The following is a 25161-nucleotide window of genomic DNA, read 5'->3' as shown; positions in this document are numbered from 1 at the left end:
ACGAGCAGAAGACCGCAGCCGCCGGGAATCCGGCTTCAGCCGTACGCCCTTCTTCCGCAGGGCGGATTCCTGGAAGCGGACATATGGGCGCTCGACGCTCCCAGGACCGGCCCCATCGACACCTTGATCGGTCGCGGAACGCACGGAGAGCGACTCGAAGCCACTGCCCCACGCCTCGTCCTGCTCACCGGAAGCGGCGGGGCTCTGCCATGCCCGTTGACCAGCCGGCGCCCTCGGACCGGCAGGCAGCCGTGCGGGGCGTCCGCACACTGCGGATGTGGCGGTGCGGGAGGGATTGACTGTTCGGGGCACGGGCCCATACTGAACGGCGTCGGCCACCCATGTTTACGCAAACACATCTGGCCGTCCCGCTCCACCGAGTTTTTCGAACGGCCCCTTCACGAGCCGCGTCAGAAAGGTAGGGCACCCATGCACTCCCCCACCGCGAGCGAGCCAGGAGGCCGGGCCGTGCGCCTCGCCCGGCTGCTGGTCACCGCTCTCTGCCTGAGCCTCGCCGCCGTCGTCCTCGCGGCGCCGACGGCCAGGGCGGCGCCGGTCACCGTGCTGAACGGGACCCAGTTCACCGATCCGAACGGCGACCCGGTGCACGCCCATGGCGGCGGTGTCATCGAAGTGGACGGCTACTACTACTGGTTCGGGGAGAACCGGCAGGAGGACAGCAACGCCTTCCGCTACGTCTCCGTGTACCGCTCCACCGACCTGAGGACCTGGGAGTTCCGCAACCACGTCCTCACCCAGGACTCCGACCCCGAGCTCCAGCAGGCCAACATCGAACGCCCCAAGGTCATGTACAACGAATCCACCGGGCAGTTCGTCATGTGGATGCACAAGGAGAACGGCCAGGACTACAGCGAGGCCCGCGCCGCCGTCGCCGTATCCGGCACCGTCGACGGCGACTACGCCTGGCAGGGCAGCTTCCGCCCGCTGGGTCACATGTCCCGTGACATCACCGTCTTCGTCGACGACGACGGCACCGGTTACATGGCCTCCGCCGCCCGCGAGAACTACGACCTCCACCTCTACCGCCTCACCGACGACTACACCGACATCGAAAGCCTGGTCGCCAACCCCTGGCCCGGCGGCCACCGCGAGGCCCCCGCCCTCTTCAAGCGCGACGGCATCTACTTCATGCTCACCTCGGGCGCCACCGGCTGGAACCCCAACCAGCAGCAGTACGCCACCTCCACCAGCCTCACCTCCGGCTGGAGCAGCATGCGAAACATCGGCGACTCCACCACCTACGGCTCCCAGACCGCCTGGGTCCTGCCCGTCCAGGGCACCAGCGCCACCACCTACATGTACATGGGAGACCGCTGGGGGAACTCGTTCGGCGGCCGGGTGAACGACTCGCGTTACGTCTGGCTCCCGCTGTCGTTCCCGACGAACCGCACGATGAGCATGAGCTGGTCCCCCGAGCTGGCCATCGACGCCGACGCCGGAACAGTCCGCGGTGTCGGCGGGCCCTACCAGACGCTGACCGCGCGGCACTCGGGCAAGTGCCTCGACATACCGAGCCGGTCCCAGACCGTGGGCCAGCAGCTCGCCCAGTACCCGTGCAACGGCGGGGGCAACCAGCACTTCTGGCCGCGCGACGCGGGCAACGGCCACGTCCAGCTCGTCACCCGGCACAGCTCCCTTTGCCTCGCGGTCGCGGACGGCTCGACCACCGCGGGCGCCGCCGTGGTCCAGACGACGTGCGGCGGCGGGCCCGAGCAGCAGTGGCAGGTGACCGACACCGGCGACGGGTACGTCCGGCTCGCCGCCCGCCACAGCGGCATGTGCCTCGACGTCTCGGACGAGTCGACGGCGGACGGCGCGCGCCTGATCCAGTACAGCTGCTCGGACGCGCAGCACCAGCAGTTCAGGCGGGCGACCGTCTGATCCGGTGGCGGAGGGGGTCCCGGGCCGCGCACGGCGCGGACCGGGACCCTCACTCGGCGCGCCAGCTCTCCGTGTCGAACCCGTACGAGTACGTCGCGCCCTCCCCGCCACCGCTGGTGCGGAACGGCTCGCCGCCGTCGTCGATGACGAGCGTGCCGCGCTCCTCGCCGCTGCTCCACTCCAGCTCGACCGACCAGGAGCAGTCGCAGGCGCCGGCCGCCGCCTCCACCCGGAGCACCAGGGGCTCGTCCGCGGTGACGGCGAACGGCAGGGCGGGGGCCGGGAGTTCGGTCATGGTGTCCCCGTCGAACCCGGCGACCGGCCGGGCGACGGGGCGTTCCGCATCGAGGTCGACCGCAAACGTGGCCGGGGTCAATGCGCCCCCGCAGCCCAGCGACATGTCGAAAACCGGCCATTCCAGCGGCGCCCTGCGCTCGACGACCCGGATGTGCACGGCCTCGACGACGACCGTGCCGGGCAGCGCCGCGCGGACCGTCGACTCGACGATGGTGGAGTCGCCGTGCACCGCACCGAGCCGGTCGGCCCACGGCTCCGCGTCCTGCGCGACCGGCGGCGGCGGAACCTCGGCGGCGGGCCGGTCGGCCAGGTAGCGGTGACCGCAGCCGCCCGCCCACACGTGGGAACGCGCGGTCCAGGTCAGGGGCGCCTCGGCGGAACTCGCAGCGGGCGGCCGGTCGGTGGGGGAGCCGCCGGAGCTCGCGGCGTTCAGCGCGGTGACGATGACGACGAGCAGCGCGGCGAGCCCGGCGGCCAGCGGCCAGCGCCGCCGCCCGCGCCGGGCGGGCACCGGCACGCCCCGTTCCTCCTGCTCCGGTGCCTGCTCCTGCTCGGTCGCCTGTTCCGGCTCCGGCTCCGGTGCCCGTTCCGGCTCCGGCTCCGGTGCCCGTTCCCGCTCCGCCGGCTCCCGCACATCCGACGCCGCACCGCCCTCCGGTTCCCGCTCCTTCCGCGTTCCCGCGGAGCGCGACGCGGAGCGTGCCGCGGGACGCAGGGCGTCCGCGCGCAGCCACAGGCGGTGGAGGTCGACCAGCTCCTCCGGGGTGGCCCCGCACAGCCTGGCCAGCCGCTCCACCGGGGCGTACTCGGCGGGGACGACCGCGCCCGAGCAGTAGCGGTGCAGTGTCGACGTGCTGATGTGCAGGTGCCGGGCGAGCGCGCCGAAGCTACGCCCGGAACGTTCCTTCAGCTCGCGCAGCCGCTCCGCGAAGCGCTCGGCCGCGACGTTCCCCGTCATCTCTCCCCCATCTCCCCGTCCCCGGCCGCCGTTCCAGGGGAGGCCCATCGTCCCACGTCAGAGGGCCCGGGAACGTCCCCGCGTCCCCGATCGGCACGGAACTGTTGCCGCGCGCGGCGCACGGCCCGCAGGCTGCTCGCGGCAGACATCCGCACGTTCCTTCTGGGGGGACACGTGAACCTTCTTTCCTCCGGCCGCCGTTACGCGGCGGCCGGTTCGCTCGCCGCGGCCTGCGTCCTGGCCGTGACCGTTCCGGCCGGCGCGCAGCCGGCCGCCGCCGAGGTACCGCCCGAGGCGTTCCTCACCGGCGACGAACTGCCCGCGCACGACACCGGCTGGTACTCCTCGGGTGCCGTGGCCGGGCTGCCGGAGTGGCCGGTCTTCTGCTTCGAGGACCAGCTGCCCGCCGAGGACGCCTGGCACCAGCCGTACTGGACCGAACTCGACACAGGCGCCCTTCAGGTCGTCGTCGAAGCCGGTGACGAGGCCGGTGCCGAGGCGCTGGTCGCCGCGCTGTCGACGGCGGCGGCCGACTGTGCGGCCGACTGGCTGCGCGAGAATCCCGGTGCCTCCGCGGCCTGGGACGACTACGGCCCGGTCGAGGCCGCCGACGGCGGCCACGTGTACGGCGTGCACACCGCCCCGCAGGAAGCCGGGCTCGGTGTGCGGCTGTTCGGCGTGGGCCGCGACGGCACGCGGGTCACGCTCGTCGACTGGGGCCAGATGGGCACCCTCCAGGACGCGCCCGTCGAGGAGTTCGGCACGACGCTGAGCACGGCCCTGGACAAGCTGGGGGCCTGACACCACAGATGTCACCCGGTGCCTGCCGTCCGGGGGCGGACAGGCACCGGGTGACTATTTTCTGCACACGTTTACATCACCCGTTTCAAGCGTTTCACCTGGGACTCTCTCGTCAAAGTGACGGTTACGCGCACCAATTCGGCGAGAACTCAAGATCTTTACATGTAAGCGATTGCATTCCCTCCTCGGTCGGCAGTACGTTCGGCACACTGCCGTGATCGGAGGGTTATGGCCGCCAGCATCATTGATGTCGCCCGGCGCGCGGAGGTGTCGACCGCGACCGTCTCGCGGGCCCTGCGCGGGCTGCCGAACGTGTCGGAGGCGACCCGTGAGCGCGTGCTGCGCGCCGCGGAGGAGCTGTCGTACTCGGTCTCCCCGCACGCCTCCTCCCTCGCCTCCGGCCGGACGGGAACGGTGGGCGTCGTCCTGCCGTTCGTCAACCGGTGGTTCTACAGCCAGGTGGTGGCCGGCATCGACACGGTGCTGCGCGCCAACGACCTCGACATACTGCTGTACAACCTCGGCGACGAGCGGGTGCACGAGCGCTTCTTCGCCCGCATGCCGCTCCGCCGCCGCGTCGACGCGTTGATCGTGCTCAATCTGCCGCTCTCCGCGAGCGAGTCCGAGACGCTGGTGTCGCTGGAAGTGCCCATAGCCGTGCTCGGCACCCGCATACCCGGCTGCTGGCACGTCGCCATCGACAACGCGGAGGGGGCGAGCACGGCAGTCCGCCACCTGATCAACCTCGGGCACCGGAGGATCGGTATGATCACCGGCGCCCTCGGGGACCCCAGGGGCTTCACCACGCCGATCGTCCGTCAGCATGCCTACCGCACCGTACTGGCGCAGTCGGGAATTCCCTACGACCCGGATCTCGAAGCTCCGGGTCACCTCGGCATCGAAGAAGGTGCGTCGGCGATGGCACAGCTGCTCAGCCTGCCCGATCCGCCCACCGCCGTCTTCGCCGAGTCCGACCAGATGGCGTTCGGCGCGCTGCGCACGCTGAGCCGGATGGGCCTGCGCGCCCCGGACGACGTCTCGGTCATCGGCTTCGACGACCACGAGACCGCGGAGCTGCTCGACCTCACCACCATTGCACAACCCGTATCCCACCAGGGCGAGTTGCTTGCTCGTCAGATTCTGGACGCGCTGTCCGGAGCGAGCGAGGAGCCGACCCGGGTGGTGGTGCCCACAAGGCTGGTCGTCCGTGGGACCACCGGCGCATGCTCACGCAGCGCGCCTCTCTCATGATCACCACTCACCCCGGCCGGGACCTGAACCGGACCAGTACAGCCGCACTACTGCGCGGTGAGCCGCTCAATCCGCGCATTTTCCAGGGTCAACTCGCAAGAGGAATGGAAGATACGTGCCCCGCACCCGCATTCATCAGAACACGGCCGCACCCTGGTGGCGCACCGCCGTCGTGTATCAGGTCTACATCCGCAGCTTCGCCGACGGCAACGGCGACGGCATCGGCGACATCGCCGGACTGCGGGCCCGGCTGCCCTACCTCAGGGAGCTGGGCGTCGACGCCGTGTGGATCAATCCGTGGTATCCGTCGCCGATGGCGGACGGCGGTTACGACGTGGCCGACTACCGCGGCATCGACCCGGCCTTCGGCACGCTGGCCGAGGGCGAGGAGATGATCGCCGAGGCGCACGCCCTCGGCATCCGCGTCGTCCTGGACATCGTGCCCAACCACACCTCCGACCGGCACCGCTGGTTCACGGAGGCGATCGACGCGCCTCCCGGCTCGCCGGAACGGGACCGGTACGTCTTCAGGGACGGCCGCGGACCCGATGGTTCCGAGCCGCCGAACGACTGGCGCAGCCGCTTCGGTGGCCGGGCCTGGACCCGGGTCACCGAGCCGGACGGCTCGCCCGGGCAGTGGTACCTCCACCTGTTCGCCTCCGAGCAGCCCGATCTCAACTGGTCGAGCCGCGAAGTGCGGGCCGAGTTCGAGTCGATCCTGCGCTTCTGGTTCGACCGGGGGGTGGACGGGTTCCGTATCGATGTGGCCCACGGTCTGGCCAAGGACCCCGCGCTGCCGGACCTCGGCCTGCCGGAGGGGGCGCTGTTCGACGAGGACCGGCAGCTCGAAAAGCACCCGCACTGGGACCTCGACAGCGTGCACGAGATCTACCAGACGTGGCGGAAGATCGCGGACTCCTATGCGGGCGACCGGCTGTTCATCGCCGAGGCCCACGTGAACGACGACCGGCTGCCGTTGTACGTCAGGCAGGACGAGTTGCACACCGCGTTCAACTTCTCGTTCCTGAAGTCCGCCTGGGACGCCGAGGAGCTACGCGCGGTGATCGATCGCTGTGTCACCACGCTCGGCGCGGTGGGCGCGCCCTCGACCTGGGTGCTTTCCAACCACGACGTGCCGCGGCACGTCACCCGGTACGGCCGCGCCGCGACGTGCACGCACGAGCACGACGTGGACCCGGGGCCGAGTGATCTCGGGCTCGGGCTGCGGCGGGCGCGGGCGGCGGCGCTGCTGATGCTGGCGCTGCCCGGCAGCGCCTACCTGTACCAGGGCGAGGAGCTGGGCCTCTGGGAGGTCGAGGACCTGCCGGAGGGGGTGCTGGCCGACCCCACGTGGGAGCGGTCGGGCCACACGGTGCGCGGCCGGGACGGCTGCCGGGTGCCGCTGCCCTGGTCGGGTTCCGACAGCCCGTTCGGCTTCGGGCCGAAGGGCAGCAAGCCGTGGCTGCCGCAGCCGGCCGGCTGGGAGTCGCTGACCGCGCAGACACAGTCCGGGATTCCGGCGTCGACGCTGGAGCTGTACCGTTCGGCGCTGCGGCTGCGTCAGGACCAGCCCGGGTTCAGGGGCGAGTCGCTGCGCTGGCTGGACGCGCCCAAGGGCGTGCTGGCGTTCGAGCGGTCGCCGGTGCTGCGCTGCGTCGTCAACTTCTCGGGCGAGCCGTTCCCCCTCCCGAAGAACTGGGGCGTGCTGCTGACCAGCGACCGGATCACGAACGGGACCCTGCCGTCCGACACCACGGTGTGGCTGTGGGGCGGCGGCGCGTCGCGCGCCTGACCACCGGCTATCCGGTCGGGGGGCGCGCGTCCCCGGTCGGGTAGGCGGCGCGGATCGCGTCCTGGACCACGGCCTCGGCCGCGGCGCGGTCCAGGCCGAGCCGGGCGACGCGCTGCGCGTAGGTCTGGGCCGCCGCCGCTGCCTCCCGCGCGGCGGCGTCCCGGGCCGCGGCGACGAACGTGCCGTTGCGGCCCCTGGTCTCCACCACGCCGTCGCTCTCCAGCGCGCGGTAGGCCTTGGCCACGGTGTTCGCGGCGAGCCCCAGCTCGTCCGCGAGCCCGCGGACGGTCGGCAGCCGGTAGCCGACGGGCAGTTGCCCGCGCCGTACCTGCTCGGCGATCTGCGCGCGCAGCTGCTCGTAGGGCGCGCCAGGCGCCCGGGAATCGATGGTGACCTTCACGGAGGCGATTGTGCCGCAGCCGCGATCCGGCGGCATCAGGCCCCGTGCTCGCGCAGGCGGTCGCTGACCTCGCCCAGGGCCTCGGCGAGAACGGTCAGCTGGTGGCGGTCGAGGCCGTCTATCAGCACCTCGCGCACCCGCGCCACGTGGCCGGGCGCGGCCGCGCGCAGGGCGGCGGCGCCCACGTCGGTGAGCCGGGCCGTGACGCCCCTGATGTCGCCGGGGACCTCACCGCGTACGACGAGCCCGCGCTCCTCAAGGCGGCCGATCTGGTAGGTCAGGCCGCTCTTCGACGTGATGAGGGATTCGGCCAGTTCCGTCATCCGCAGCCCGGCGCCGCCGGCGGCGGCGAGCTTGACCAGGATCTCGTACTGCGGGTGGGAGAGGCCGGCCTCCTCCTTCAGCTGCTGCTCGACGCTGCGGAAGACGCGGTGGCTGGCTTCGAGGAATGCCGTCCAGGCCGCCATTTCCTGCTCGTCGAGCCACCGGGTTTTCGCCATACGGCCATCATAGGGAGGTTGTTCGGATCTGAAGTACCGGGTACTGTCGACCGGGTAGTTGTTTTAATTTGAACCACCCCCCGTATCGACAGCGCCCCCGCAGGAGGCCGCCCGTGACGTCCCCCACCACGACCGGTACCGCGCCCACCGCTCCGCCCGCCGCAGCCCCCGCCCCGCTCCCCGGGCAGGCACCCGCCGGGCTCGACCTCGGCCTGCTGCTCCTCCGCCTCGCCGTCGGCCTCACCATGGCCGCGCACGGCAGCCAGAAGCTGTTCGGCTGGTTCGACGGCGCGGGACTCGATGCCACCGGGGCGGGCTTCACGTCCATGGGTTACCCGTCCGGCGAGACCATGGCCCTGGTGGCCGGTCTGTCGGAGACCTTCGGCGGACTCGGGCTCGCCCTCGGCCTGTTCACGCCACTGGCCGCGGCGGCGGTGCTCGGCACCATGATCAACGCCGTCTTCGCCGTGCACTGGGAGAGCGGATTCTTCCTGCCCGCCGGCTACGAGTACGCCATGATCATGGGCTTCGGCGCCGCATCGCTCGCGCTCACCGGACCGGGGCGCCTCGCCGTCGACCCGCTGCTGCCCGTTCCCGCGCTGCGCACCCACCGCACGACCTACGGCGCCGCCGCGCTCGGCCTCGCCGTGGTGACGGCGGTCGTCGTCCTGCTGCTGCGCGACTGACATCCCCGCGTTCCACGAGGAAGGCCGATGAACGACACCGCCGCGCGCATGCCCGTGCTGTACCTGAGCCACGGGGCGCCGCCCCTGGCCGACGACGCGCTGTGGCCCGGACAGCTCGCCGCCTGGGCGGCGCGGCTGCCCCGGCCGCGGGCGGTCCTGATGGTGTCCGCGCACTGGGAGAGCGCCCCGCTCACACTGGGCGCGACCACCACGGTTCCCCTGACCTACGACTTCTGGGGCTTTCCCGAGCGCTACTCGCGCGTGACCTACCCGGCGCCCGGCGCGCCGCGGCTCGCCGAGCGCGTGCGCGGGCTGCTCGGCGGGCCCGGCGTTCCGGTGCACGACGCCCCCGGCCGCGGCCTGGACCACGGCGCGTACGTGCCGCTGGCCGAGATGTACCCGGACGCCCGCATCCCGGTGCTCCAGCTGTCCATGCCGACCCTGGAGCCGGAGCGGCTGCTGCGGCTCGGCCGCCGTCTCGCGCCGCTGCGCGACGAGGGCGTACTGATCGTCGGCAGCGGCTTCTTCACCCACAACCTCTCGGAGCTGACCTGGGGTTCGGGGCCGCGGGAGGCGCCCGGCTGGTCGCGGGAGTTCGACGCCTGGGGCGCGGAGGCCCTGGCGCGCGGGGACGTCGACGGGCTGCTCGACTTCGCCGTGCGGGCTCCCGCCGGGCGGCGGGCGCATCCGCGCACCGAGCACTTCGCGCCGCTGTTCCTGGCGCTCGGCGCGGGCGAGGCCGACCTGTCCCGGCAGCGGACGGTGATCGACGGCTTCTGGGCCGGCCTCGCCAAGCGGTCCGTTCAGCTGGGCTGACCGAACGACTGGAACGCGGTCCTGCGCGGGATGCGGAAGACGTCGCGGCCCGCCACCGCGTTCAGGATCAACGCGCCGCGGTAGGCGCCGATCCCCAGGTCGGGGGCCGCCGCACCGTGCGTGTGCAGCTCCGCGTTCTGCACGAAGAGACCGGCACTCACCTCCGGAACGGTGCGCACCCGGTGACCGGCCGTCACGTCGTAGCGTCCCTTGTCGTCCCAGGCGATCAGCTTCTCCACCGGCGCGATGCAGTCGGGGCGGCGCCCGGCGTAGCCGGTGGCCGCGACCACGGCGCCGGTGGTGCGCTCGGCCCGGCTGCCGGTGTCCGCATGTGCGGTGGTGAGCCGCACGGTGCCGTCCGCCACCCGGGCGTCCAGCAGGGCGGTGGCGGGCAGCAGGGTCACCGGCGGGCGGTCGCCGTCGAGCAGGTGGTCGTACAGCTCGTCGTGGATGAGGTCGATCGTCTCGGTGTCGATGCCCTTGTACAGCTGCCACTGGGAGGTGATCAGCCGGTCGCGCACGGCCGGTTCGAGGCCGTTGAAGTACCGCATGTAGGCGGGCGTGGTGTATTCGAGGACCAGCTTGGAGTAGTCCAGCGGGGCGAAACCCCAGGACCGGGTGAGCCAGGTGACCGCCCAGCCCGCCTCGCGCTGGCGCCGCAGCAGGTCGAGGAACACCTCGGCGCCGGACTGCCCCGAGCCGACGACCGTGACGTCGCGCACCCCGGCTGCGGTCAGCCCGTCGATGCGGTTCAGGTGTTCGCCGGAGTGGAAGACCCGGTCCCCCGCCACCTCCGCCGCCTTCGCGAGGGCGGGCGGCAGCGCCGGCTCGGTGCCGACGCCGAGCACGAGGTTGCGCGCGGCGTGGACCGCGGTGCGACCGGTGCCGGTGTCGCGCACCGTCAGCTCCCACAGATCGCGCGCGGCGTCCCAGCGCACCTCGTCGACCGAGGCGCCGAACCGGCAGCCGGGCAGCCGGGCCGCGGCCCAGGCGCAGTAGTCGGCGTACTCGCGCCGGGGCACGTGGAAACGTTCCGCGATATAGAACGGGTACATCCGGTCGTGCTCGACCAGGTAGTTGAGGAACGACCAGGGGCTGGTGGGCCGGATCAGCGAGACGAGGTCGGCGAGGAAGCCGACCTGGAGCGACGCCCAGTCGAACATCAGGCCCGGGTGCCAGTCGTAGGCGGGCCGCCGGTCGAAGGCGGCGAACGAGAGGCCGTCGACCTCGTCGGCGAGGGCGGAGAGCGAGAGGTTGAACGGCCCGATGCCGACCGCCGCCAGGTCGAGCACCTCGGGCTCGCTAGCGTCGCCGCTCACGCCGCCTCCTCCACTGCGGAGCCGGCGGCGACGACCGCGGCGATGAGTTCGTCGATGTCGTTCTTGGTGGCCTGCGGGTTGAGCAGGGTCAGTTTCAACCGGACCCCGCCCGCCGCGTCGGTACGGCCGATGAGCGCGGTGCCGCGGGCGAGGAGGCGGCGGCGGAGGGCGCCGTTGACGGCGTCGGCGTCGGCGTCCTGCGCGCGGGGCAGGTAGCGGAAGACGACGGTGGTGAGGGTGGGCGGCGCGGTGAGTTCGAGCCGGGGGTGGGAGGTCACCGTGCCCGCCGCATGCAGGGCCAGGTCGTGGCAGGCGTCCAGCATGGCGCCGATGCCCTCCTGACCCAGCGCCAGGAAGGTGGCCGCGACCTTCAGCGCGTCGGCCCGCCTGGTGGTCGCCAGCGAGTGGCCCAGCAGCCCGTCGTACCCCGCCGCACCGTCGTCGTCCGGATTGAGGTAGGCGACACGCAACCCGGTGGTGGCCGCGAAGTCGCGGCCATCCCTGGCCAGCAGGACACTGGCCGCGGCGGGCTGCCAGGCCGTTTTGTGCAGGTCGATGGTGACCGTGTCGGCCGCCTCGATACCGTCGAGCAAGGGACGCATCCGGTCGGAGAACAGCGCACCGCCGCCGTAGGCCGCGTCCACGTGCAACCGCACGCCGTGGCGGGCGGCCAGGGCGGCAATCTCGGGCAACGGGTCCACCGAGCCGTAGTCGGTGGTGCCCGCGGTGGCGACAACGGCGATGGGCACCTCGCTCTCACTGCGCCCGGCGAGCGCGCGGGCCAGCTCGTCGGTGCGCATGCGGTGGGCGCCGTCGGCGGGAATCAGCCGCACGGCGTCCTCGCCGAGGCCCAGCACGGCGCAGGCGCGGGCGACGGAGAAGTGCGCCAGCTCCGAGCAGTAGACCACCGGCTCCGCGGCCAGGCCGGTGAGCCCGGCGCTCCTGACGTCGCGGCGCGCGCCGAGCGCGGCATCGCGGGCGATCAGCAGGGCCTGGAGGTTGGAGGCGGTGCCGCCCGGGGTGAGGACACCGTCCCCCTCGGGCCCGTAGCCGGCGAGCGCGGCGAGCGCACGGACGACACGGCGTTCGATCTCGACCGCGTAGGGGCCGCTGTCCCAGGTGTCGACCGAGGCGTTGAAGACGGACGCGAGCACATCCGCGGCGGCGGCCACCGACAGGGCGGGCGGCTGGAGATGCGCGGCGGCGTGCGGGTCGGCGAGGTCGACGGTGTGGGCGGCGTAGGAACGGGCGAGGGCGAGGACGGCCTCCCGGCCACCGCCGGTGCGGGGCAGCGGGCCTTCCGGCAGCTGGGCGTCCAGCAGGCGCGCCAGCTCCTGCGGGGTGAGAGCGGGCAGCGGCCCTGTGCGGCGGCGCAGGGCTCCGGCGGCCTCCCTGGTCAGCTCGGTGACGAGTCGCCCGACATCGGCGAGGCCGGCCGGGTCGGCGGCCAGCAGATCGGGCTCCAGGAGCGTGGGGGGCGCGGGCACGGGTGGGGCATGGCCGGGCATGCTCATGGGTTCTCGGGGTGTCCCTTGTCTTGGCGGCGTGTTGCGGCGGCGTGCTGCGGCGGCGAGCGGCTGCTTTCAGGGGCTGGGGCGTACGCCGGGGCAGGCTCGGCGGACGAAAGCCCCGGATGCTCCCGCGGTCTCCGCCCACCGGATCAATTTAGGTTAGGCATACCTAAGTTTGTCAACCGGGCCCACCCGGACACCCCCGCTTTTGAGGTCACAACCACCCGGAGCAGAACGGAGGTTGACCGCCGCTTCGGCACCGGCGGCGCCGCGGGTGCACTGGGGCTCGCCGGCGGTGGCGCACCACTCGGTACGACGAACTCCCACCGGAAGTGGGCGCCTCAGCCCTCCTCGAGCACCGTCCGGATCACGTGCCTGGCGTTGTGCGCCATCGCCGCGTTCGTCCCCCGGTAGTAGGGCAGCGCGATCAGCGCCTGCGAGAGCGTCCGCCCCCGGCCGCGAATCCAGGTCGCGTCGTCCACGCCCAGCGCCTCGCGGAAGGCTTCCCTCCCATCGGCCGGCAGCAGGTTCCATGCCGGAAACAGATCGCACGCCGGATCACCCGTCCCCAGGCATCCGAAGTCGATCACCGAGGTCAGCCTGCCACCGTTCACCAGCAAGTTGCCCGGCATGAGATCGGCGTGCAGCCATACCGGCGGGCCATTCCAGCCGGGGGCCTCCAGCGCCTCCTCCCACACAGCGGCGGCGGCGTCACAGTCGACGCCCTCCTGCGGGACCCCGCGCAGTTCCTCGATCGCGGTCCGGGTCGCCGCATCGAGCGAGGCGACCGGCCCGCCCCGGTGGGCTTGCGGCGCCCCGGGCAGGGTGATGCTCCGCATCGCCGCCACGAATCCGGCCAGATCCCCGGCCAGCGCGATGGGGTCGCTCAGCGCCCCCGCCGCCGGATTCTCCCCCGCGAGCCACTTGTACACCGACCACGGCCACGGATACCCCTCGGCGGGCTGCCCGCCGCCGAGCACCTCGGGAATGGACGTGGGCAGGCGGGGCGCGAGGCGCGGCAGCCACGTTCGTTCCAGCGATACGTCGCCTGCCCCGCCCGCCATCAGGGGAAGCCGCACGACCATGTCGTCCCCCAGCCGGTACATGGCGTTGACCGTGCCGCCCGAAGGAAGCCGCTCCACCGCCAGCCCCGCCCACTGCGGGAACTGCCCGGCGATCAGCCGCCGCACCAGGTCGTCGTCGATGGTTTGTCCCGTGCTTCCCGTGCTTCCTGTGCTCATGGCAGACCATCCGACCGCCGGACGCCGACGAGCGTCAAACGCCTTTCCGGTCGCCGGGCACCACATCCCATCCCATGGCCGAGAGCCGGCGGACGGCAGCCCCGATGGCGGGGCCAGCGCCGTCCTCGTCGATCCAGGGCGACCAGTTCAGCGACAAGTCGAGGGTCAGGTCCCCCGATTCGTTGACGATCCGCACCCCGAACGGAGCGCTGCCGGAGTACCAGTCAAGCGGGCCGGCCACCCAGAGGGTGTCCGCGGACTTCTCGACGGGAAAGCGGATCACCCCGTTACCGCAGGACACCGGCAGCTCGCTGCCGTCGCTTTCGAGAAGAGCGCGCGTCGCCTCGGGCAGGCGCACCCGGACCGCTTCGACGATCAGTTCGGTCCAGCCGGTCCTGGTGTGAGCCCGCGAGCACTCCTGCTGGGCGAGGATGGTGCGGAACCAGTCCAGGATGACGGCACGGTCGAGCCGCTCGCGCCGAGCCACCAGGAGCTCGTTCCAGATATCCGGGATTCCGACCCATTCCGGCGGCGCGGCTACACGCAGCTGGTGAAAGCGCGCGGTCGGCTGCGGCTCCCTGAGCGGATAGCCGAATTCGGCGTCACAGCAGGCGACCTCGACGTTCACCGCGAGCGGTTCGAAAAGACCGTCTCCGAGAGCGAGAAGCGCGTCGACGGCCAGCACGGCGAAATCCAGCTGATCGTCGGAACCGTCCGGGGCGACGAGTCCGGCATACACATGCGGGCGGGCCTCGGACCTGAAGCTCACCTCGGTGACGCCGCCGCCCTCGCGTCTCTCATCCATGTCGTCCCCCTGCCCGGCCGCCTCGGTCGGACGAGCCGGGACCACGCTAAGGCAGCCTTCTAGGCTGCTCCACATGCCCGACGACATGACGCACGCGAAGCGCGACGACCGGCCCGAGGAATCCCGGCGGGAGGGCCTGCGCCGGACTTTCGACGAGGACGCGGAGCTGTACGACCGGGCCAGGCCCGGATACCCGCCGGGCCTGTACGACGACCTCGCGGAACTCGCGGGCGCCCGCCCCGGCGGCCACGTACTGGAGGTGGGCTGCGGCACCGGCCAGGCGACCGTGCCTCTCGCCCGGCTCGGCTGCCGGATCACGGCCGTCGAGGCGGGCCCGCACATGGCCGCCGTCGCCCGCCGCAATCTGGCCGGGGCCGCGGCGGTGGAGGTGGTGACGGCGGACTTCGAGAGCTGGCCGCTGCCGGAGGAACCGTTCGACGTGGTCGTCGCGGCCACCGCGTTCCACTGGATCGACCCGGCCGTGCGGATGGCGAAGGCCGCCGAGGCACTGCGCCCGGGCGGGGCGCTCGCCGTGGTGCGAACGCAGCATGTGAGGGGCGGCACCGAGGAGTTCTTCGTCGAGGTCCAGCGCTGCTACGAGCGCTTCGATCCGGACACACCGCCCGGGCTGCGGCTCCCCGCGGCCGCCGACATCGACGGCTCGGACCATGCGCACGAGGTCGCACTGAGCGGCCGGTTCGGCCCCACGGTCTTCCGCCGCCACGAACAAGATCTCACATACACGACGTCGGAGTATCTGGACCTGCTGCGCACCTACTCCGGCCACCGGGCTCTCCCGGAAGCCGCCAGGACCGGACTGCTGAAATGCATCGCAAGCCTGATCGACAAACAGCACGGCGGCCGGGTGACCAAGCGTTACCTCATCGAACTGGCAGTGTCACACAAGCCGTAAGGCCGAGCGGAGAACGCGGACCGCTCGCACTGTGCTTCACACGGAGACCGGCTGCCGGACACCGAACTCGCCATTGATCCTCGTCGCGCGCGGCATGAAGGAGAGGACGAGATCGATGCCTCCGGCCCCACCGACCCGGCCCTCGTTCGCCAGACGCGCTCGGCGGACGAGCAGGCCGGCTTCATCGGGCCACGTGCGCAGGCCCGACCAAACCGAGTGCCGGTTTGCTGTAGTTCGCGACTCGTTTGACAGGCCGGTTACTGCTGCGGCGCCGCGCCGAAAGGAATGAGTGGTCCGTCGACACCGAGGAAGAGCAGTGGGCGCTGCCCGGGGCCGGTCATCGCCGCACCCGGCAGTCCGGCTCGATGAGGAGGTCCGACGAGCGGCTTTGGCCGCTTCCCGGACCGAAGATCGGCGTCGATCGGTATCCAGTCCTTGCACTCGATGCTGGCGCCGGTCGGCGCCCGCCGCTGGGAGGGTGACCGGCATGACGATCACCGGAAAGGCCGATGCCGGGCAGGCGGCCTGGCTCGATCGGATCAACGATGGTGGCTATCGGCTCACTCCAGGACGGCCAGGTGATCGGCGGCACCTCCACGCCAGTCGATGAGGAAGAGGGTTGCGTCATCGCTGGTGCTGCCGCCCCGTTCCTGCCTGAGGGCGTGCGAGAGCCGACGCAGCATCCCCCGCACCCCTTCCTCGGACTGGCCGATGCGGTCGACGCAGCGGACGAAGTGGTCCTCGCCGAACTCGACACCACCGGCTTCGTGTTCCTCGATCACGCCGTCGGTGAAGCACAGCACCCGGTCGCCGCGCTGGAGGGTCTGGGCGCTGATCCGTGGTTGCTCACCGCCGAAGCCGACCGGCAGCGTGGTCGGGCCCGTCAGGCGTTGGACGACGCGGTTGTCGCGGATCAACAAAGGTGCCGGGTGGCCCGCGTTGACCCACTGCAGGTGGCCCGTGGTGATGTCCAGACGCATCATCTGCGCGGTGACGAAATGGTCGGGCCCGAACTGCTCGGCGATGGCCCGGTCCATGAAGGCGTAGATCTCGGCCAGGTCGATACTGGCGCGCCGGGCATGCCGGTAGGCGCCGACAGCGACGGTCGCCATCGTGGCGGCGTCCAGGGCGTGGCCCATCGCGTCGACCATGGCCACGTGCAGGATGTCGTCGTTCAAGGCGTAGTCGAAGCTGTCACCGGCGATGTCGTAGACAGGTTCGAGGATTCCGGCCACCGCGACCTGCGGCACGGACATGGCCAGTGGCGGCAGCAGGGACCACTGGATCTCCGCGGCCAGGCTCATCGGTCCGCGGCGGCGGGCCATGAAGAACTGGTCGGTGTAACTGTTCTTGGTGACCAGCATGTCGGCGACCAGGCCGGCCAGCCTCCGCAGGAGGCGGCGGTCGTCGTCGTCGACGGTGTCCAGGGTCAGGGCCATCACTCCCACCTGGTCGCTGCCGTCCAGCAACGGCAGGTACATCCGGACGCCGCCGGCCTCCGGCACCTCGACGGCGGACTCGCGCAGAAAGGCCGTGCCGGCGTGGGAGTCGCCGATGTCCTCGGGGTCGCCGACCGTCAGCCCCGGGCCCGACAGCGGCACCAGGAGCAGCTGGGCGTAGTCCTGCAGGAGGATCGAGACATCCCGGCCGCCGATCCTGGCGACCTCCTCCGCGATCAGTGCCCCGATCAGCTGCGGCGGCATCTCATGCGCCCGGTCCAGCAGCACCCCCAGCAGTCGCTCGCCGAACCCTTCCGACCGGTCCACCGCGCCCTTGCCGGGCCGCCGTTCGCCCTGCGCCATTGGCCGTACCCCTTCGTGCTGTGGGCCGTCCTGCCCCGGCTCCAGTAGCTCCTGGAACGGCCTTGATCACCCCGCACAGGGTGGCGCGGCCGACCGGCCCGCCGAGCCCATTGGGCCAAACGCGGCATGTCACGCCCGGTGACAGACAGTGGCTGATCCGGCCCACCGGCACCTGCCTGACCGACCCGCCACTGCTCCTCGACGCACTGGCCCACATCCTCCCCGCCCGAGGAGGCAGCCGTGCCTGACGCGCCGCTGCCCGTCCTGCTGATGGGCCTCGACCTCGAACGGGACCTGACGCCACGGCAGTGGTCCGGAACCGCCTGCGTACTGTGCCGGACCTGGCTCGGCCACCGCCCCGGCGAACGTTCCCGCGTCCTGGCCACCGTGAACGGCCACCCGCTGCGCGCCTGCACCCCGAACTGCGAGGCCCGATCGTGAACGCCGGGGTACTGGTATCCGTCGAAGTGGACGCCGCCACCATCGCCCGCGGCGACCAAATCATGATCGGCGGCCACACCTTCACCGTCACCGACATGACCGCGATGCGCGGCGGCGCCAAACGCCTCGTCTTCAGCTCCGGCGAATCACTCGTCATCAACCGCACCACGACCCTATGGGCCGCCCGCCGCACCAACCCCCGCCTCCTTCGCAGACACCACCACAGCCTCTGACCAGCCCAGAAGCCATATGCCGGGGCGGTCTGCGCCCTGCCAGGCCGGCAGCCGTGACCGCTTACGGACTATGGCTCATCGGCGGTGGCGCAGACGTCGGGAAGAGGACTGTCGGTTGGACGGACAGAAGGAACTGCCGGAGCGGCGGGTCGGGAAGTGGCACAAGGTCCGGGCGAACGCTGGCGATCCAGGGCAGGGCGACGCAGGCAGAGACCGTGCGTGACAGCGGGAGACCCGCCAGCACAACGGCCCAGCCTGGGAGGCATGTCCCTGACTTGGGCCTTGACCGTTCGGAGCGGGCGACGAGGATCGAACTCGCGCTCCGGAACCCTTCAGAACGCTGACCTGCTGAGACCTCGGCTTCTGCGACGGATCGGCCCACCGCTGAGAATCGCTGTTGACCCGTGATCAACCGTCCTGACGGGCACGCGTCGGCACGGCGCCGCGCTGGCCGGACGTGCCGAAGATCGGGGCCTTCACCTCGACTGCCTCGACCTGCGCGGGCCCGCGTTGACGGCAGCACGGCGTTGCACTGCGGACGGTGACACGATCCTGCGAGCAGTCAGATCAGGTCTCCTCGACGCCGACGACCTCGATCGTGCATCGCGGCTTTTGGATGCCCCGCTTGATTCTGGCGTCCGTGGTGACGAAGGGGACGCCGAGGGTCTCGGCGAGGGCGACATAGGTGGCACCGTAGGCGGACAGGCTGGCGTGCAGGACCCGGACGCGTGGCAACAGGGGCATTGCCTCATGACGGTCGATGCGCAGGGCACTGTACGTCTTGATGTGCTCGTCCAGCACAGCTTTCCGCAGCTTGGGAAGGCCGCTTCTTGTGCCGCGCGCCATGCCGAGGAGTGCGGATGCGACTTCGGTGTCCAGGAGGTGGGGCGCGTGCAGAGTGTCTTCCTGGGCGACGCGGGCGCGGACCTGCTGGCCGACGACCCCGCTGTCGGTGAGAAACATGGTGATGGCTGAGCAGTCAATGACGATCAACGTGCGGCTCGTCCTTCGTCGATGAGCGCGAGCACATCATCGTTGTCGACCTCACTGACCGCGTACTGCTCGGCACGCTGCGCGATCTCGGCAAGAGTGGGCTGAGTTGCCTCCCGGGTAACGAGGGCAAGAAGGTAGGTCTGGAGGGACTGGCCGGCTTCAGCGGCGCGGATCTTCAGGCGGGAGGCGATGTCGTCAGGCACTTCCCTGATGGTGAAGGCAGTCATGACTGCATTCTAGCGTCAACGCAGTCATTATGCAGTCAGGAGAAAGTGGTGATTGCCCACGACGGGCGGACGGGCCCGGTTCAGGACATCGTTCCCCGCCGGGGCGATCGTTCCGGGAGCCCGCTGAGCCATCAACCCGCGATGTCGACATGTCGCGGACGCTTCCGCCGGGTAAGGAGGTCGAGGGCGAGGGCGGCTTCGAGCCCGGCCAGGATCGGACGTTCGAGGTACTGACCGAGCAGATCTTCACGCCGCGTCGTCCAGGTGGCCCGCGGGGGTGGCTGCCTTGGGGCCGAAGAGTCTGCGGGCGCGGTCCGCCGCCGCCTCCGCGCGGTGGCGGCGTTCCTCGGTCGGGTCCAGGGAGAGCTGACGGGTGGTGTGTGCCGCGTCCGCAAGCTCCTCCGCGCGCAGGGCGACCGCGCGCACCCGGGCGCGCTGGAGGCCGAGCGCGTCGTGCAGTGCGTAGGCCGCGCCGGTCAGGTCCTGGGTGTGCGCGGTCGGCTCCGCGAGGGTGCGGCTGCGGGTGGTGGTGCTCCGGTCCGCGTAGTGGATGGTCAGGGTGAGGGCGCGGGCGGCCTGCCCGGTACCGCGCAGCCGGTAGCCCAGCTCGTCGGCGAGGGTGAGCAGGGCGCGCCGCCGCAGCCCCGCGTCCAGTTCGTCGTGGCCGAAACGGTGCTCCGCCGACGCCGAACGGGCCGGGGCGGACGGGGTGACGGGCGTGGGGTCGGTGCCCTGCGCGAGGGCGCGGACGCGGCGGGCGCGGGCGGCGCCCAGGATGCGCTGGAGGGTGGCGGGCGGCGCGGCGGCGATCCGGCCCACGGTGTCAAGGCCGTAGGAGGCGAGGGTGCGGGCGGTGGCGGCACCGACGCCGTGGAGGGCGGTGGCGGGCCGGTCCGCCAGGAAACCGGCCACGGCGTCCGCCGCGTCGGGCAGTTCGGCCACGCCGGGGGCGCCGTGCGCGTCGGCCGCCATGCGGGCCAGCAGCGGGTTGGCGGCGACGCCGATGACGCAGTCCGTGCCGTGCAGCGCCAGCGCCCGCACCCGGACAAGGCCGGCGAGCCCTGCGGCATCGCGCCCGAAGTACCGCAGGGCGCCCCCGACATCGGCGAACGCCGCGTCGGGCGGCACGGCCTGTACCACGGGCGTGATGCCGTGGAGCAGCCGCAGCAGTGCCGGATGCCCTTCGGCGGCGGAGCGGCCGATGAACCGCACGTAGAGCACCCGGGTCATCCGGCGCTCCCCGGGCTCGCGTGCCACAGCTTGCGCGGGTACTTGGCGGAGTCCCCGGCGGGCCGCAGGTCGGCCCAGGGGTGCAGGGAGTAGCCGGTGGCCAGCTCGATGCGGCGGCCCTCCGTAGCGTCCGCCGTAGCGTCCTCCGCCGCCGCGCCGTCGTCGCCGCCCGCGGCGAGCCGCGCGGCGACCGCGTCGAGGCCGCCGGTGCGGCGGAGTCCGGCCAGCTCGTCGAGGTCCCAGGCGGTCCGGCCGACGACGCTCAGCGTCCGCGGACCGCGCCGCTGGACCGTTCCGCGCACCAGCAGCAGCCAGGAGTGGAAGACCGTGCGGGCGGACGCGGGGTGGCTGTCCTCGAAGAAGGCCAGGTCGACCAGGCCCGTGGTGTCGTCGAGGGTGACGAAGATGATGCGCTTGCCGGACCTGATGGCCGGCGTCTGGGTGGCGGCCTTGGCCCCGGCGACCAGCACCGTTTCCCCGTGCGCGGCCTCGCACAGGCGGCGGGCGGACAGGACGCCCAGCTCCTTGAGGAAGGTGTGGTGGCCGCTCAGGAGGTGCCGCGTGGTCTCCATGCCGAGCACGCCGAGTTCGGCGCCGAGCCGTTCGTCCTCGTCGAGGTCGGGCAGCCCGGCGGGGGGCGTCTCCTCGCCGTCGTCGAGCGGCAGTTGGGGGCCGCCGGGCCGGCCGGCCGTGCGCCGCTGCGCGTGCTGTTCCGCGAGGTGCAGCAGCAGGTCGCGGCGATTGCCGCCGAAGGCGTCCAGGGCGCCGACACGGGCCAGCCGTTCGGCGACGGGGCGCGAGGGTGCGGCGCGGCCGAGCAGGTCGGTGAGGGAGGTGTACGGCCGCCCGGCCGCGATCCGTTCCGCCTCCTCCTCGGTGATGCCCTGCACCTCGCCGAGGGCGAGCCTGACCCCCAGCACTCCCGATTCAGACTCCAGTTCGATTCTATAGGCCGCATCGGACCGGTTGACGTCGAGCGGCAGCACCGGCACCCCGCGCCGCCGCGCGTCGGCCAGCAGCAGCCGCTTGGGGTACATGCCCGGATCGTGCGTGAGCAGCCCGGCGTAGAAGGCGGCCGGGTGGTGCGCCTTGAGCCAGGCGGACTGGTAGGTCGGAACGGCGAAGGCGACGGCGTGCGCCTTGCAGAAGCCGAAGCTGCCGAACGACTCCAGGATCTCCCAGGTGCGGGCGACGGCCTCGGGCGGATAGCCGCGCCCGCCCGCCTCGGCGGCGAACCAGTCACGCACCCGCCCCCGGCGTTCCGGATCGGACAGCGCCCGCCGCGCCTCGTCGGCCAGCGCCCGGTCGCAGCCGGTCAGCGTGGCCAGAATGCCGATGACCTGCTCGTGGAAGATCACCACACCGTGTGTCTCGCGCAGCACCGGCTCCAGGTCGCGGTGGGGATAGCGCGGCGCGCGCCGCCCGCGCCTGGCGTCGATGAACGGCCGCACCATATCGGCCCCGACGGGCCCGGGTCTGAACAACGATATGTCGACAACGAGGTCGTGGAACGTCTCCGGCTGGAGCCGCCCGACGAGATCGCGCTGCCCCGGCGACTCGATCTGGAAGCAGCCCAGCGTCTCGGTCGAACGGATCAGTGCGTAGGTCTCCTGATCCCCCTGCGGAACCCGTTCCAGATCGATCCGCTCCCCCGTGACCCGTTCCGTCTCGCCCACCGCGTGCGCCATGGCGGACTGCATCCGCACCCCCAGTACGTCGAGCTTGAGCAGGCCGAGATCCTCCACGTCGTCCTTGTCGAACTGCGACATGGCGAACCCCTCGCCGCTCGTGGGCACCACGGGCGTGCGCAGGCGCAGCGAGGCGTCGGACAGCAGCACGCCGCACGGATGCATGGCCACCCCGCGCGGCAGCCCGTCCAGCGCCTCCACCAGCTCCCACATCCGCGGCCCGTAGCGGTCGGCGTCGACGTCGCGCAGCTCGGGCAGCTCGGCCAGCGCGGCACGCGCGTCCCTGGCGCGGATATGCGGGAACGCCTTGGCCAGCCGGCCGACCTCGGCCGGGTCGAGGCCGAGCGCGAGGCCGACGTCCCGGACCGCGTGCCGCACCCGGTAGGTCTCGGGCATGGCGACGGTGGCGACCCGTTCCTCCCCGAAGCGCTCGAAGATGGCCCGGTACGCCTCCAGGCGGCGGGCCGACTCCACGTCGATGTCGATGTCGGGCAGCGCGCCACGGCGCGGGGAGAGGAACCGTTCCATCAGCAGGCCGTGCTCAACGGGGTCGGCGTGCGCGATGCCGAGCAGGTGGTTGACCAGCGACCCGGCCCCGGAACCGCGGGCGGCGACCCGGATGCCCAGGCCCCTGAGGTCCTCGACGACCTGGGCGACGGTGAGGAAGTAGGAGGCGTAGCCGAGGCGTTCGATGATGGCCAGCTCCTCGTCCAGGCGCCGCCAGCGCGCCGCGTCCCGCTCGTGGCGGCGCACGACCATCCCCGCGGCGCAGCGCGAACGCAGCGCACGGTCCGCGGTGCGCCCGGCCGCACCCACGAGCCCGGGCTCGGGGAAGTGCACGCCGCCGAGGCCGAGGTCGCGGCCCGGGTCGACCCGGCAGTCCGCCGCCGTCTCCTCGGTGAGGGCGAGCAGCCGGTGCGCGGCGGACCGCCCGTAGCCGGCCGCCTCCGCGGCGCGGACCGCCGCGGCGGCCATCTCCTCCGGCCCCTTCAGCCAGCGCTCCCCGCCGTCCAGGGGGCCGCGCGGATCGATGGGAACGAGCCGCCGCGCCGCGTCCAGCACGTCGGCGACCGCGCCCTGGCCCGGGTCGGCGTAGCGGACCGCGTTGGTGAGCACCGGGCGCACGCCCTGCTCCGCGGCGAGGCCGAGGGCGCGGCCCGCGGCGGCGGCCGGGCCCGCGGCGTCGGCCTCGATGCGCAGCGCGCCGCCGAACCGTTCACGCCAGGGGGCGAGCAGCCGGGCGGCCAGGTCGGGGCGGCCGGCGGCCAGCGCGCGGCCGGGCTCGGATGCCGGTCCGAGCAGGACGGTCAGCCCGTCCCCGTGCGCCTCGGACCACGGCAGCACGGGCCGTTCGCCGCCGGCCGCACCGGCGTGCGCACCGGCGTGTGCGGCCGTGACCAGCCGGCACAGCTGCGCCCAGCCGGCCGCGCCGTCCCTGGCGAGGAAGATCACCCGCGGCGCCGATTCATCGGCGAAGGCGCCACCGCGCACCGGGGTCCTCGGACGCCGCCGCGCGGCCTCGGCCGGGCGCTGCGGGGAGACGGCGAGCTCGACCCCGTACACCGGGCGCACCCCGGCACGCGCGCACGCCTTGGTGAACCGCACGGCGCCGGCGAGGGTGTCGCGGTCGGTCAGCGCCACGGCGTCCATGCCCCGCTCGGCGGCCCGCTCGGCGAGCCGCTCGGGGTGCGAGGCGCCGTAGCGCGCGGAGAATCCGGACGCCACGTGCAGGTGTGCGAAGCCCGGCATCCGCACCTCCTGTCACACCCGGCCCCCCTGTTTCGCCGCTGTCCGTCTCCACCATAAACCAGCCATCGAACACAAGTGCGAATCTGGCGAACGACCAGGTCACACCCCCGCCGACCGGGGCCAGCGTGGCCGAAAACATCCCCGCTACGGCTCCGGCCGCAGAGCGCCCAACACCGCCGCCACCGCTGCCTCCCCCGCGACCACCCGCCGCCGCCACGCCGCCCGCACGGTCCGCTCCGCGTCCGCGAGCAGCCGCGCAACCGGTCTCCCGTGGCTGTCACTCGGACAGGCTAGGCTGTCGGCGTGACGCCTCCTCCAGCCCCTTTCGACCTCGTCATCTTCGACTGCGACGGCGTGCTGGTGGACAGCGAGCCGCTCGCCCTGCGGGTCTGCGTCGAGCTGGGCGAGGAGCTTGGCTGGCCGCTCACCGAGGGCGAGATCATCGACCGCTTCCTCGGCCGCTCCGAGCGCGCGGTCCGCGCGCAGATCGCCGAGCGCCTCGGCAAGGAGCAGGCGGCCGTGTGGGGCGAGCGGTACCGCGAGCGGCTGGACGCGGCGATCGACGCCGAGCTGACCGAGGTGGAGGGCATCGGCGAGGCGCTGGACAGCATCACCATCCCGCACTGCATAGCGTCGAGCGGCCTGCACACCAAGATGCGCCGCACCCTCACCCGCACCGGCCTGTATCCGCGGTTCGAGGGGCGGATCTTCAGCGCATCCGAGGTGGCCCACGGCAAGCCGGCGCCCGACCTCTTCCTGCACGCGGCGGCGCGGATGGGGGCCGAGCCCGAGCGCTGCGCGGTGGTGGAGGACAGCCAGTACGGCGTGCGCGCCGCGCGCGCCGCCGGCATGCGCTCGTTCGGCTACGCGGGCGGGCTGACCCCGGCCGAGTGGCTGGCGGGCCAGGGCACGGTGGTGTTCGACGACATGCGCAAGCTGCCCGCCCTGCTGGCCACCTAGGGGTGACCTGGACCCCGCAGGTCAGGCGGGCGCCGCGGGGCGCAGCCCGCCGCGGACGATCGCGATCATGCGTTCTCTCGCGGCCGGTTCCGGGCCCGACCGCTCCCGGGCGACGCAGCCGCTGAGCAGGGCCTTGACGTCGGCCACCTCCACGTCGCCGCGCACCGCGCCGGCCCGCTGGGCCCGGGCCAGCAGCTCCCGCCAGACGCCGGTGACGTCGTAGCCGCCGCGGGCCGCGGCGGCCTCCATGTCGAACCCGACTCCGGCGAGCCCTTCGGCCAGCCCGCGGTCGGCCGCGCCCTGCTCGGCCATGAGCCGGAAGAACGCGAAGAAGCCCTCCGCCGGATCGCCGTGTTCGAGCAGGGCCCGGCCGTCCCCGACGATCTGCCCGACGCGCTCGCGGACGATCGCCTCGTACAGCGCCTCCTTGGTGGGGAAGTGCCGGCTGACGGTTCCCGTGCCGACGCCCGCGCGGCGGGCGATCTCGTGCACGGGCACGGACATGCCCTCCGCGGCGAACGTGTCGATGGCCACGGCGAGCACCCTGGCGCGGTTGCGCCGGGCGTCGGCGCGCAGGGGACGTTCCTCCGGCACCTTGGTCCGCCTCCCTGTCTCCCCGGCTGCTCGCCCTCCCGATTCTAGGGCT

General features: G+C 72.5%; 23 protein-coding genes. 10 read left to right on the top strand and 13 right to left on the bottom strand.

Features of this window, described 5'->3' with window-relative positions; translation table 11 throughout:
- Window positions 1-468 precede the first annotated feature (468 nt).
- Window positions 469-1902, top strand: coding sequence for an RICIN domain-containing protein (locus STBA_RS30520; protein WP_077062273.1), 1434 nt, complete (start codon window positions 469-471; stop codon window positions 1900-1902).
- Window positions 1903-1951: 49 nt separating this feature from the next.
- Here STBA_RS30520 and STBA_RS30515 read toward each other — a convergent pair whose 3' ends face one another.
- Window positions 1952-3157, bottom strand: coding sequence for a helix-turn-helix transcriptional regulator (locus STBA_RS30515; protein ID WP_077062272.1), 1206 nt, complete (start codon window positions 3155-3157; stop codon window positions 1952-1954).
- A gap of 174 nt (window positions 3158-3331) precedes the next feature.
- On the opposite strand from STBA_RS30515, the gene STBA_RS30510 reads away from it, so the two are divergent.
- The 3 genes from STBA_RS30510 to STBA_RS30500 all read left to right on the top strand — a co-directional run bounded on the left by STBA_RS30510 (window position 3332) and on the right by STBA_RS30500 (window position 7001).
- Window positions 3332-3958, top strand: coding sequence for a hypothetical protein (locus STBA_RS30510; RefSeq protein WP_077062271.1), 627 nt, complete (start codon window positions 3332-3334; stop codon window positions 3956-3958).
- Between the two features lie 228 nt (window positions 3959-4186).
- Entirely contained in the window at window positions 4187-5209 is a 1023-nt protein-coding gene (locus STBA_RS30505; protein ID WP_077062270.1) for a LacI family DNA-binding transcriptional regulator, read from the top strand.
- Window positions 5210-5324: 115 nt separating this feature from the next.
- Window positions 5325-7001: a glycoside hydrolase family 13 protein gene (locus STBA_RS30500; protein WP_077062269.1), complete on the top strand. Its 1677-nt coding sequence runs from the start codon at window positions 5325-5327 to the stop codon at window positions 6999-7001.
- Window positions 7002-7008: 7 nt separating this feature from the next.
- On the opposite strand, the gene STBA_RS30495 is transcribed toward STBA_RS30500, so the two are convergent.
- Window positions 7009-7437, bottom strand: a complete 429-nt coding sequence (locus STBA_RS30495) for a GntR family transcriptional regulator (RefSeq protein WP_171987819.1) — start codon at window positions 7435-7437, stop codon at window positions 7009-7011.
- Window positions 7437-7901 (bottom strand): MarR family winged helix-turn-helix transcriptional regulator, encoded by a 465-nt coding sequence (locus STBA_RS30490; protein ID WP_077062268.1) that lies wholly within the window; start codon window positions 7899-7901, stop codon window positions 7437-7439. The genes STBA_RS30495 and STBA_RS30490 overlap by 1 nt, the downstream gene beginning before the upstream one ends.
- A gap of 113 nt (window positions 7902-8014) precedes the next feature.
- On the opposite strand from STBA_RS30490, the gene STBA_RS30485 reads away from it, so the two are divergent.
- Together STBA_RS30485 and STBA_RS30480 are read left to right on the top strand one after the other, a co-directional pair.
- Window positions 8015-8587: a DoxX family protein gene (locus tag STBA_RS30485; protein WP_077062267.1), complete on the top strand. Its 573-nt coding sequence runs from the start codon at window positions 8015-8017 to the stop codon at window positions 8585-8587.
- A 27-nt stretch (window positions 8588-8614) separates the two neighbouring features.
- A complete protein-coding gene (locus tag STBA_RS30480) occupies window positions 8615-9403 on the top strand; it encodes a class III extradiol ring-cleavage dioxygenase (RefSeq protein WP_077062266.1) in 789 nt (262 codons plus the stop codon).
- On the opposite strand, the gene STBA_RS30475 is transcribed toward STBA_RS30480, so the two are convergent.
- From STBA_RS30475 to STBA_RS30460, 4 genes are all read right to left on the bottom strand, one after another.
- The gene (locus STBA_RS30475) at window positions 9391-10722 is read right to left on the bottom strand and encodes a SidA/IucD/PvdA family monooxygenase (RefSeq protein WP_077062265.1); all 1332 of its coding nucleotides are present in this window, start codon (window positions 10720-10722) and stop codon (window positions 9391-9393) included. The two genes, STBA_RS30480 and STBA_RS30475, sit on opposite strands and share 13 nt — an antisense overlap.
- Window positions 10719-12209, bottom strand: a complete 1491-nt coding sequence (locus STBA_RS30470) for a pyridoxal-dependent decarboxylase (protein ID WP_216355989.1) — start codon at window positions 12207-12209, stop codon at window positions 10719-10721. The genes STBA_RS30475 and STBA_RS30470 overlap by 4 nt, the downstream gene beginning before the upstream one ends.
- A gap of 365 nt (window positions 12210-12574) precedes the next feature.
- Complete coding sequence (locus STBA_RS30465) at window positions 12575-13474, bottom strand: aminoglycoside phosphotransferase family protein (protein WP_077062263.1); 900 nt, start codon at window positions 13472-13474, stop codon at window positions 12575-12577.
- 34 nt (window positions 13475-13508) lie between these two features.
- Window positions 13509-14366, bottom strand: coding sequence for a hypothetical protein (locus STBA_RS30460; RefSeq protein ID WP_143659587.1), 858 nt, complete (start codon window positions 14364-14366; stop codon window positions 13509-13511).
- Between STBA_RS30460 and STBA_RS30455 the strand changes: the two genes are divergently transcribed.
- Complete coding sequence (locus STBA_RS30455; protein WP_077062261.1) at window positions 14353-15192, top strand: class I SAM-dependent methyltransferase; 840 nt, start codon at window positions 14353-14355, stop codon at window positions 15190-15192. The genes STBA_RS30460 and STBA_RS30455 overlap by 14 nt on opposite strands.
- Window positions 15193-15752: 560 nt before the next feature.
- Here the strand turns inward: STBA_RS30455 and STBA_RS30450 are convergent.
- Window positions 15753-16994, bottom strand: a complete 1242-nt coding sequence (locus STBA_RS30450) for a PP2C family protein-serine/threonine phosphatase (RefSeq protein WP_077062260.1) — start codon at window positions 16992-16994, stop codon at window positions 15753-15755.
- Window positions 16995-17234: 240 nt separating this feature from the next.
- On the opposite strand from STBA_RS30450, the gene STBA_RS38105 reads away from it, so the two are divergent.
- Together STBA_RS38105 and STBA_RS30445 are read left to right on the top strand one after the other, a co-directional pair.
- A complete protein-coding gene (locus tag STBA_RS38105; RefSeq protein WP_171987609.1) occupies window positions 17235-17435 on the top strand; it encodes a hypothetical protein in 201 nt (66 codons plus the stop codon).
- Window positions 17432-17668, top strand: coding sequence for a hypothetical protein (locus STBA_RS30445; RefSeq protein ID WP_171987608.1), 237 nt, complete (start codon window positions 17432-17434; stop codon window positions 17666-17668). Before STBA_RS38105 ends, STBA_RS30445 begins: the two co-directional genes overlap by 4 nt.
- Before the next feature lie 567 nt (window positions 17669-18235).
- Here the strand turns inward: STBA_RS30445 and STBA_RS30440 are convergent.
- From STBA_RS30440 to dnaE, 4 genes are all read right to left on the bottom strand, one after another.
- Entirely contained in the window at window positions 18236-18661 is a 426-nt protein-coding gene (locus STBA_RS30440; RefSeq protein ID WP_077062259.1) for a type II toxin-antitoxin system VapC family toxin, read from the bottom strand.
- A complete protein-coding gene (locus STBA_RS30435; protein ID WP_077062258.1) occupies window positions 18658-18888 on the bottom strand; it encodes an antitoxin in 231 nt (76 codons plus the stop codon). The genes STBA_RS30440 and STBA_RS30435 overlap by 4 nt, the downstream gene beginning before the upstream one ends.
- A gap of 246 nt (window positions 18889-19134) precedes the next feature.
- Window positions 19135-20118 carry a helix-hairpin-helix domain-containing protein gene (locus tag STBA_RS30430; RefSeq protein ID WP_077063719.1) on the bottom strand — a complete coding sequence of 328 codons (984 nt, stop codon included), beginning with the start codon at window positions 20116-20118 and terminating at the stop codon, window positions 19135-19137.
- Window positions 20115-23555, bottom strand: a complete 3441-nt coding sequence (dnaE, locus tag STBA_RS30425) for a DNA polymerase III subunit alpha (RefSeq protein ID WP_077062257.1) — start codon at window positions 23553-23555, stop codon at window positions 20115-20117. The genes STBA_RS30430 and dnaE overlap by 4 nt, the downstream gene beginning before the upstream one ends.
- Before the next feature lie 303 nt (window positions 23556-23858).
- On the opposite strand from dnaE, the gene STBA_RS30420 reads away from it, so the two are divergent.
- Complete coding sequence (locus STBA_RS30420; RefSeq protein ID WP_077062256.1) at window positions 23859-24515, top strand: HAD family hydrolase; 657 nt, start codon at window positions 23859-23861, stop codon at window positions 24513-24515.
- 21 nt (window positions 24516-24536) lie between these two features.
- On the opposite strand, the gene STBA_RS30415 is transcribed toward STBA_RS30420, so the two are convergent.
- Window positions 24537-25109 (bottom strand): TetR/AcrR family transcriptional regulator, encoded by a 573-nt coding sequence (locus tag STBA_RS30415; RefSeq protein WP_077062255.1) that lies wholly within the window; start codon window positions 25107-25109, stop codon window positions 24537-24539.
- Between the last annotated feature and the right edge of the window lie 52 nt (window positions 25110-25161).

The sequence above is a fragment of the Streptomyces sp. MP131-18 genome (assembly GCF_001984575.1).
Classification (GTDB): domain Bacteria; phylum Actinomycetota; class Actinomycetes; order Streptomycetales; family Streptomycetaceae; genus Streptomyces; species Streptomyces johnsoniae.
Note: the sequence above shows the minus strand (reverse complement) of the source record. Positions and strands in the feature narration are given on the sequence as shown.

What these genes read in the sequence shown, in the direction of transcription:
- STBA_RS30460 (WP_143659587.1), bottom strand. Translation starts at nt 14,366, where the DNA reads ATGTCGTCGGGCATGTGGAGCAGCCTAGAAGGCTGCCTTAGCGTGGTC.
- STBA_RS30455 (WP_077062261.1), top strand. Translation starts at nt 14,353, where the DNA reads ATGCCCGACGACATGACGCACGCGAAGCGCGACGACCGGCCCGAGGAA.
- STBA_RS30515 (WP_077062272.1), bottom strand. Translation starts at nt 3,157, where the DNA reads ATGACGGGGAACGTCGCGGCCGAGCGCTTCGCGGAGCGGCTGCGCGAG.
- STBA_RS30495 (WP_171987819.1), bottom strand. Translation starts at nt 7,437, where the DNA reads ATGCCGCCGGATCGCGGCTGCGGCACAATCGCCTCCGTGAAGGTCACC.
- STBA_RS30490 (WP_077062268.1), bottom strand. Translation starts at nt 7,901, where the DNA reads ATGGCGAAAACCCGGTGGCTCGACGAGCAGGAAATGGCGGCCTGGACG.
- STBA_RS30480 (WP_077062266.1), top strand. Translation starts at nt 8,615, where the DNA reads ATGAACGACACCGCCGCGCGCATGCCCGTGCTGTACCTGAGCCACGGG.
- STBA_RS30450 (WP_077062260.1), bottom strand. Translation starts at nt 16,994, where the DNA reads ATGGCGCAGGGCGAACGGCGGCCCGGCAAGGGCGCGGTGGACCGGTCG.
- STBA_RS30505 (WP_077062270.1), top strand. Translation starts at nt 4,187, where the DNA reads ATGGCCGCCAGCATCATTGATGTCGCCCGGCGCGCGGAGGTGTCGACC.
- dnaE (WP_077062257.1), bottom strand. Translation starts at nt 23,555, where the DNA reads ATGCCGGGCTTCGCACACCTGCACGTGGCGTCCGGATTCTCCGCGCGC.
- STBA_RS30465 (WP_077062263.1), bottom strand. Translation starts at nt 13,474, where the DNA reads ATGAGCACAGGAAGCACGGGAAGCACGGGACAAACCATCGACGACGAC.
- STBA_RS30435 (WP_077062258.1), bottom strand. Translation starts at nt 18,888, where the DNA reads ATGACTGCCTTCACCATCAGGGAAGTGCCTGACGACATCGCCTCCCGC.
- STBA_RS30430 (WP_077063719.1), bottom strand. Translation starts at nt 20,118, where the DNA reads ATGACCCGGGTGCTCTACGTGCGGTTCATCGGCCGCTCCGCCGCCGAA.